Origin of the sequence: Microbacterium sp. NPDC058389, from assembly GCF_042722305.1 — a bacterium.
Taxonomy (GTDB): domain Bacteria; phylum Actinomycetota; class Actinomycetes; order Actinomycetales; family Microbacteriaceae; genus Microbacterium.
Window position 1 is genome coordinate 53,656 of sequence record NZ_JBHXJQ010000021.1, and the last position, 7,697, is coordinate 61,352.

The 7,697-nt window shown below is 70.5% G+C and carries 7 protein-coding genes; 2 read left to right on the plus strand and 5 right to left on the minus strand.

Annotated features, from left to right (window positions below; genetic code table 11):
• Positions 1–91 precede the first annotated feature (91 nt).
• The 5 genes from ACFWJ8_RS19635 to ACFWJ8_RS19655 form a co-directional block, all read right to left on the minus strand.
• Positions 92–835 (minus strand): formylglycine-generating enzyme family protein, encoded by a 744-nt coding sequence (locus tag ACFWJ8_RS19635; protein WP_378814716.1) that lies wholly within the window; start codon positions 833–835, stop codon positions 92–94.
• A complete protein-coding gene (locus tag ACFWJ8_RS19640) occupies positions 832–1,272 on the minus strand; it encodes a nitroreductase family deazaflavin-dependent oxidoreductase (protein ID WP_378814718.1) in 441 nt (146 codons plus the stop codon). The genes ACFWJ8_RS19635 and ACFWJ8_RS19640 overlap by 4 nt, the downstream gene beginning before the upstream one ends.
• Before the next feature lie 170 nt (positions 1,273–1,442).
• Positions 1,443–2,303 (minus strand): carbohydrate ABC transporter permease, encoded by an 861-nt coding sequence (locus ACFWJ8_RS19645; protein WP_378814720.1) that lies wholly within the window; start codon positions 2,301–2,303, stop codon positions 1,443–1,445.
• Positions 2,300–3,289, minus strand: coding sequence for a carbohydrate ABC transporter permease (locus tag ACFWJ8_RS19650; protein WP_378814722.1), 990 nt, complete (start codon positions 3,287–3,289; stop codon positions 2,300–2,302). The genes ACFWJ8_RS19645 and ACFWJ8_RS19650 overlap by 4 nt, the downstream gene beginning before the upstream one ends.
• Entirely contained in the window at positions 3,279–4,580 is a 1,302-nt protein-coding gene (locus tag ACFWJ8_RS19655; protein WP_378814723.1) for an ABC transporter substrate-binding protein, read from the minus strand. The genes ACFWJ8_RS19650 and ACFWJ8_RS19655 overlap by 11 nt, the downstream gene beginning before the upstream one ends.
• A 164-nt stretch (positions 4,581–4,744) precedes the next feature.
• Here ACFWJ8_RS19655 and ACFWJ8_RS19660 point away from each other — a divergent pair, with 164 nt between their 5' ends.
• A complete protein-coding gene (locus ACFWJ8_RS19660; RefSeq protein ID WP_378814725.1) occupies positions 4,745–5,761 on the plus strand; it encodes a LacI family DNA-binding transcriptional regulator in 1,017 nt (338 codons plus the stop codon).
• A 70-nt stretch (positions 5,762–5,831) separates the two neighbouring features.
• A complete protein-coding gene (locus ACFWJ8_RS19665) occupies positions 5,832–7,628 on the plus strand; it encodes a glycoside hydrolase family 2 protein (RefSeq protein WP_378814727.1) in 1,797 nt (598 codons plus the stop codon).
• The last annotated feature ends 69 nt before the right edge of the window (positions 7,629–7,697 follow it).

The window sequence follows — 7,697 nt, forward strand, 5'->3', positions numbered from 1 at the left end:
CGGCCCGCGCCGGGGGCCGGCCACCCCCCCCCCCGGGGGGGGGGGGCGCCCCCCCCCCCCCCCCCCCCCCCCCCACTTCTCTGTCGAGGGGTCAGCGCAGCGGCGTCCAGCCGAAGGGCAGCGGGCCGTCGGGGTCGGCGCGCTCGGCGTCGACCCGTGCAGACCAGCCCTGGGCGGCCGCATCGCCGTCGAAGCCGCCGCGTGCGACGCGGAACCCGACGTCGTCGTGGTGCGAGCGCGGCGGGCCGCCGCGGCGGGTCGAGGCGCGGACGCTCCACGCGTCGTCGGCGAAGCCCCCGCCTCGGAACACGCGGTAGTCGGCGTAGCGGGCGGGATCCAAGAGGTCCCAGCACCACTCCCACACGTTGCCGAGCGTGTCGAACAGCCCGTTGAGGTTGGGGAGCCGGCCGCCCACCTCGGCCGGAGCGGTCAGTCCGTCGGCGCTCGTCCAGGCGACCTCGGCGAGGAGGCCGTAGTGCGGGCCGGTCGAGCCGGCGCGGCAGGCGTGCTCCCACTCGGCCTCGGTCGGCAGGCGGTAGCCGTCGGCGTCGACGTGCCAGGTGACGTCCTCGCCGTCGAACGTGTATGCGGGGTCGAGCCCCTCCCACTCCGACGCCGCGTTGCAGAAGCGGATCGCCCGCTGCCAGGTGACGTCGACGGCGGGCCGGCGCGGGTACCGTGCGGTCTCGCCCAGCAGCTCGGCGAGCTGTTCCTGCGTGACGGCGTACACGCCGAGCTCGAACGGCTCGAGCTCGACGTCCCGGCGCACCTTGCGCCGGGCGTCGTGCAGCGTCACCGTCCCGCCCGGGATGCGGGCGAGCTCGATGTCGGTCACGCGCCGCGGGGTTCGAGCGCGAACACCGCGATCAGCCGGTCGGTCTTGGTCTGGTAGTTCGCGTAGTCGGGCCACACGGCCGTGGCGCGCTCCCACCACGCAGCGCGCTCGTCGCCCGACAGCTCACGGGCGTCGTAGTCGCGCTTGAGGTCGCCGTCCTGGAGTTCGACGTGCGGGTGGCGGCGCATGTTCTCGGCCCACTTGGGCTCGTCGTGCGAGCCGCCCTTCGAGGCGACGACGGCGTACCGGCCGTCGTGCTCGACGCGCATGAGCGCCGTCTTGCGCAGCGCGCCGGTCTTGGCTCCGACGGTCGTGAGCACGATGATCGGCACGCCCCGCAGCGTGTTCGCGTGCGCACCGGCCGAGGCCTCGAACGCCTCGGCCTGCTTGCGCGCCCATGCGGACGTGGACGGCTGGTACTCCCCGGTCAGCGGCATGGCACCAGCGTAGAGCCGCCACGACGGGGCGCGGGTCGACTTCGTCGCCGACGGCGGCATGCTCGCCAGCGTAGACACGGGCGCGCCGGCCAGCCTGTTCGCGCGCTTCCACGCGTGAACCCTCAAGACAGGTGGATGCCGGCGGCCGCGGCCGCCGGCATCCACCCCCCTCAGCCCTTGACCGCGGCGCCGGCGACCGAGTCGACGATCTGGCGCTGGGCCAGGGCGAAGAGCACCAGGACCGGGACCGACGCGATGACCGCGCCCGCCATGACGATGCCGAAGTGGGTGCGGTACGCGCCCTGCAGCATCGCGAGACCCGGCTGGAGCGTCATGTTCTCGGGCGAGAGCAGCACGTACACCGGCCACAGGAAGTCGTTCCAGTTGCCGAGGAACGACAGCACCGCGAGGGTCGCCAGCGCGGGCTTCGCGAGCGGCAGCGCGACCTGCAGGAAGATGCGGAACTCCCCCGCCCCGTCGATGCGCGCCGCCTCTTCGACCTCGACCGGCAGCCCGAGGAAGAACTGCCGCAGGAAGAAGACGCCGAACGCGCCGGCGGCACCGGGCACGGTGATCGCGAGGATCGTGTCGAGCCAGCCGAAGTTCTCGACGATGAGGTAGTTCGGGATCAGGAAGACCACCGGCGGCACCAGCAGCGTGGCGATGATGAGCCCGAAGACGACCTTCTTGCCGGCGAAGTCCAGGCGGGCCAGGGCGTACGCGGCCATCGACGCCGTCGCCAGGATCAGCACCGTCTGGATCGTGGCGGCGGCGAAGCTGTTCCACAACCACAGGAAGATCGGCTGCTGACCGCTCAGCAGCAGCGTCTGGTACGCCTCGGTCGAGAACGGGTTCGGCAGCGAGTACGGATTGCGGACGGCGTCGGCGTCGGTCTTGAACGACGTCAGCACCATCCACACCAGCGGGAACACGACCACGAGGGTCAGGAACCCGAGCACCGCATACAGCAGCGTGCGGGAGGCCGCGCGGCGGGGCGAAGAGCGCCGGGCGGGCGCGAGCGAGGTGGTCATGAGGCTCCCTTCTCGGAGCGCTCGCGCTGCAGCCGGAAGTTGATGACGCTGATGACCGCGAGGATCGCGAAGAGGATGTAGCTCATCGCGGCGGCGGGCGCCATGTTGTTCTGCGACAGGCCCTGATCGGCGATGTACATGATGGCGGTGCGGGTCGCGTTGCCCGGACCGCCCGCTGTGAGCAGGTACGACTGCCCGAACATGTTCGCCGACGCGAGGATCGTCGTCGTCGTGATGAAGAGCATGACGGGGCGCAGCCCGGGGATCGTGACGCTCCAGAACGACCTCCACGCGCCGGCGCCGTCGAGCGAGGCCGCCTCGTAGAGGTCGCCGTTGATGCCCTTCATGCCGGCGAGGAAGATGACGGTGTTCAGGCCCGCCGTCCACCACACCGTGACGCCCACGAGCGACACCCACACCCACGGCACGTCGACGACCCACGGGATGTCGTCGGGCAGGCCGAGCAGTCCCAGGACGTGGTTCAGGATGCCGGACTGCGTGTCGAAGATGTAGCTCCAGATCACTCCCACGATCGCGACGCCCAGCACGTACGGTGCGAAGAAGACGGTGCGGAACACCGTCGCGCCCTTCAGCTTGCGGTTCAGCAGCACGGCGACGAACAACGGGACGACGACGAGGAAGGGCACGCTGGCGACGACGAAGATCGCGGTCGCCCCCATCGACTGCCAGAAGTCGTCGAAGGTCGTGCTGCCCGGCGTGAAGAGGTTGAGGTAGTTCGTGAGGCCGACGAAGTTCTGCGTGTCGCGGAACGGGCTCCAGTCGGTGACGCTGATCCACAGGCCGAAGATCGCCGGGGCGATGACGAACGTGCCGAACAGGATCAGGAAGGGCGCGAGGAACAGGTACGCGACGAGCGTGCGCCGCCGTCGCGCGACAGGCCGGCGGCCGGACGCGGGGCGGCCGCCCGACCGGGCGCTCGCGCGCTCGGTCGGGACGGCCACGGCGCCGGCGATGTCAGCCGCCATACTTCGCCTTGTTCTGCTCGAGGATCGCGTCGGCCTTCTTCTTGGCGTCGTCGAGGGCCTCCTTGGGCGACTTCTTGCCGGTGAGGGCTTCGTTGATCGCGGTGGTGATGAGGGCGTTGGCCTCGTTGATGCCGGGCGACACGGTCTCGTAGTGCGCGTAGTCCAGCTCGTCGATGAACGGCTCCAGGGCCGGGTACGTCGACAGCAGCTCCGGGTCTTCGCGGACGGTGTTGGCGGCGGGGAGCTCACCGGTCTCGGCCCACGCCAGCGAGTGGTCGTTCATCCACTTCACGAAGGTGGCGGCGGCGGCCGTCTTGTCTTCGCTCTGGCCCTTGTTCGCCGGGAAGACCCAGTGCGTCGAGCTCGACCACACGGCCTTCTCCGTGCCGATCTGGGGCACCGGGGCGGCGGCCCAGTCGAGGTCGCCGAACGCGGTGTTCGTCGTCTGCCACACGCCGTTCCAGTTGAACGCCGTCTCGCCGGCCAGCAGCGCCTTGATGTTGCCGTCCTGCGCCACGTTCGCCGGGCTGTAGCCGTCCTTGACGAGGTCGGTCATCCAGGTGAGCGCCTGGACGCCGGCATCCGAGTTGAAGGTCGCCTCGGTGACGTCCTTGTTGTAGAGGTCGCCGCCGAACTGCCACACCAGGCTCTCGAACTCGAACGTGCCCGTGAAGACGTAGCCGTCGACCCACTCGCCCTGCACCCCGGCGCTCTTGAGTGCGTCGAGGGCTGCGACGTAGCCGTCCTTGTCGGCGGGGATCTCGGTGATGCCCGCCTTCGAGAGCACGTCGTTGTTGACGAACAGGCCGAGGGGCGTGACGCTCCACGGCACCGCGTACTGCGAGCCGTCGTAGTTGCCCTTGTCGTACACGCCCGGCGGGAAGTCGTCGGCGCTGTACCCGAGGTTCTTCACGATGTCGTCGGCGGGCAGCAGCAGCTTCTGGGCCGCGTAGGTCGCCAGGTCGTCGCCGTGCAGCACGGCGACGTCCGGTCCCTTGCCCGCCTTGATCGCGAGCGGCATCTTGGCCGCGATGTCGGCCCACTCCTGCGGGACGTTCTTGACGACGATGTTGTCGTGCTCGGCGTTGAACTCCTCGATGAGCTTGGGGACGATCGTCGGCGCCGCGCCGCCCGTCCAGCCGTGCCAGAAGGTGATCTCGACCTTCGGCCCGTCGTAGTTGTCTCCCGAGACCGACCCGCCGCCTCCGTTCGAACCCGCGCAGCCGGCGAGGGCCAATGCGACGGTTGCCGCGACACCCACTCCCCAACCGCGCGCGATTGCCTTCTTCATGTGATCGCTCTCCTTTGAGATGAAGCCCGCCCGGACCCGTCCGGGCGTCGACTTGTGCAAGTGCGGTCGAATGTACAGCGCTAGAAATTCGATGTCAACCGCCTGTGCCTTCGCAGCGGTGGGCGCTAGTCTGAGGCTGTCCGACACCGACAGGAGGAGCTTCGATGCGCGGACCGCGACTGCAGGATGTGGCCGAGCGGGCCGGTGTATCGATGAAGACGGTGTCGAACGTCGTGCGCAACTACGCCCACGTGTCGCCGCAGATGCGCGAACGCGTGCAGAAGGCGATCGACGAGCTCGGCTACAAGCCGAACGTGATGGCACGGCGCCTGGCCACCGGGCGTACGGGCCTCATCGCCCTCGCCTTCGCCGACGTGGGCATCCCCTACTTCGCCGAGCTCGCGCGCGTCGCCTCCCGCACGGCGCAGTCGTACGGGTACCGCGTGCTGCTCGAAGAGACCGACGCGACCCTCGACGGGGAGCGCGCACTCATGGCGAGCTCAGAGGCGGGACTCGTCGACGGGATGCTGTTCCAGCCGAGCGCGATGACCTCCAGCGAGATCGCGCAGCACCGCTCCGACATCCCCATCGTGCTGCTCGGCGAGACGCCCGCACCGCTCACGATCGACCGCGTGATGATCGACAACGTGGCCGCCGCCCGCGAGATCACGCGGCACCTGATCGCACCTGGGCGCCGGCGCATCGCATTCGTCGGACACGAGGCGAGGGCCCTCAGCGAGACGTCGCGCCAGCGCATCCTCGGCTACCAGGAGGCGCTGCAGGAGGCCGGCATCACGCCGGACCCGGGCCTCCTGGTCGCCACCGACTCGGTGTCGGCCGCCGACGCCGTCGACGCCGTCCGCCGGGCACTCGACGACGGGCTCGACGTCGACGGCATCGTCTGCCGAGACGACCTCGCAGCGCTCGGAACGCTGCGCGCGCTGCAGGAGCGCGGCATCCGCGTGCCCCTCGACGTGGCAGTGACGGGATGGGACGACACCCGGTTGAGCGCCGTGACCTTCCCGAGCCTCACGACCGTGAGCCCCGACCTGCCGGCGCTCGTCGGCCGGGCCCTCGAGCTCCTCATCGAGCGCATCGAGGGATACGACGGCGTGGGGCGCCACGAGATCGTCCCGCACCGCATCGTGACGCGTGAGAGCGCCCCTGCCGGATCGGCGTGACCACCGGTTGCAGCGCTGGATTCTGAATCAGGAATTTACAGCGCTGTATTTCTCGGGCATGCTAGTCGGCATGATCGACGACGACAGCGCCCCCTGGTCCGCGAGCGACCAGGACGGCACCTACCCCCGCCCGCAGCTCGTCCGGCCGTCCTGGACCGACCTGTCCGGCACCTGGACGTTCGCGTTCGACGACGACGACTCCGGGCTGAGCGAGGGCTGGCACGAGCGTCGCACGTTCGATCGCGACATCCTGGTCCCGTTCCCGCCCGAGTCCGAGGCGTCGGGTGTGGCCGACACCGCGCACCACCGCATCGTCTGGTACGCCCGCGGCTTCGGCGCCGCCGAGCTGGAGAGCGCCGGCCACGACGACGGCACGCGGCTCATGCTGCGCTTCGGCGCCGTCGACTACCGCTGCCGCGTGTGGGTGGACGGGCGCGCCCTCGGCGGCCACGAGGGCGGACACACGCCGTTCGCGTTCGACGTCACGGACGCCCTCGCCCCGGGCGACGAGCACACCGTCGTCGTCCGCGCCGAGGACGACCCGCACGACATCGGCCAGCCTCGCGGCAAGCAGGACTGGCGCGAGCAGCCGCACGTCATCTGGTACCACCGCACCAGCGGCATCTGGCAGCCCGTGTGGCTGGAGGCCGTCCCGGCGATCTCGACCACCGGCGTCCGCTGGACGGCCGATCCCCGCACCGGCCTGGTCACGGCCGGCCTGGAGCTCTCCGCCGTGCCCGCACAGCCGATCGAGGTCCGCGTGGATCTGTCCTTCGAGGGCCGGCCGCTGGGCAGCGTGCAGACGACGATCGACGACGACGAGGCATCCCTCGTCATCCCCGTCGCCGCCCTCGCCAACGGGCAGGCGTATGAGGAGCTGCTGTGGTCGCCCGAGCACCCGCGCCTCATCGACGCCGAGATCCGCGTCGGCGCCGACCGGGCACGCTCGTACCTGGGCATCCGCACGGCGCACGTCGCCCGCGGCCGCTTCTTCCTCAACGACCGGCCGTACTACGTCCGGTCGGTGCTAAACCAGGGGTACTGGCCGCAGTCTCATCTGGCGGCGCCCTCGGCGCAGGCGCTGCGCGACGAGGCGCAGCTCATCAAGGACCTCGGGTTCAACGCCACGCGGGTGCACCAGAAGTTCGAGGACCCGCGGTTCCTGTACTGGGCGGACCGTCTCGGACTGCTCGTGTGGGGCGAGGCCCCGGCGAGCTTCACGTTCACGCCGGTGGCGGTCGAGCGCACGGTCCGGGAGTGGCTCGACATCGTGCGCCGCGACTTCTCGCACCCGTCGATCGTGACGTGGGTGCCCCTCAACGAGAGCTGGGGTGTGCAGCACATCGCCAGCGACCCGCGCATGCAGCAGTACGCGCGCGCCCTGGTCGCGCTCACCAAGGCGCTCGACGGCACGCGCCCGGTCGTCTCGAACGACGGGTGGGAGCAGGTCGACACCGACATCGTCGCGATCCACGACTACGAGGCGGATGCCGTCGTCGTCGGGGACCGGTACCGCACCCGTGCCGCGATCGACGGGCTGATCGACGGCGTCGGACCGGCCGGCCGGGTGCTCGTGCTGAGCGGCGACGTCGACGAGGCACCGGTGATGCTCACCGAGTTCGGCGGCATCTCGTTCGACGTCGACTCGGCCGCGGACGCCTGGGGGTACTCGTCTGCGACCTCGGTGTCCGACTTCGACGCACGCCTGAGCGCCCTCATGGCCGCCGTGCACGGCAGCGGGGCGCTGGCCGGGTTCTGCTACACGCAGCTCACCGACACCCTCCAGGAGACCAACGGGCTCGTCGGCGCCGACCGCACGCCCAAGCTGCCGCTGGAGCGCCTGCGCGCCATCATGTCCGGCGAGTGAGAACGAAGAGGGGCGGATGCCGGGGCGGTGAGACGCGGCCGACCCCCCCCTACGGTTGTGCGTAACGGC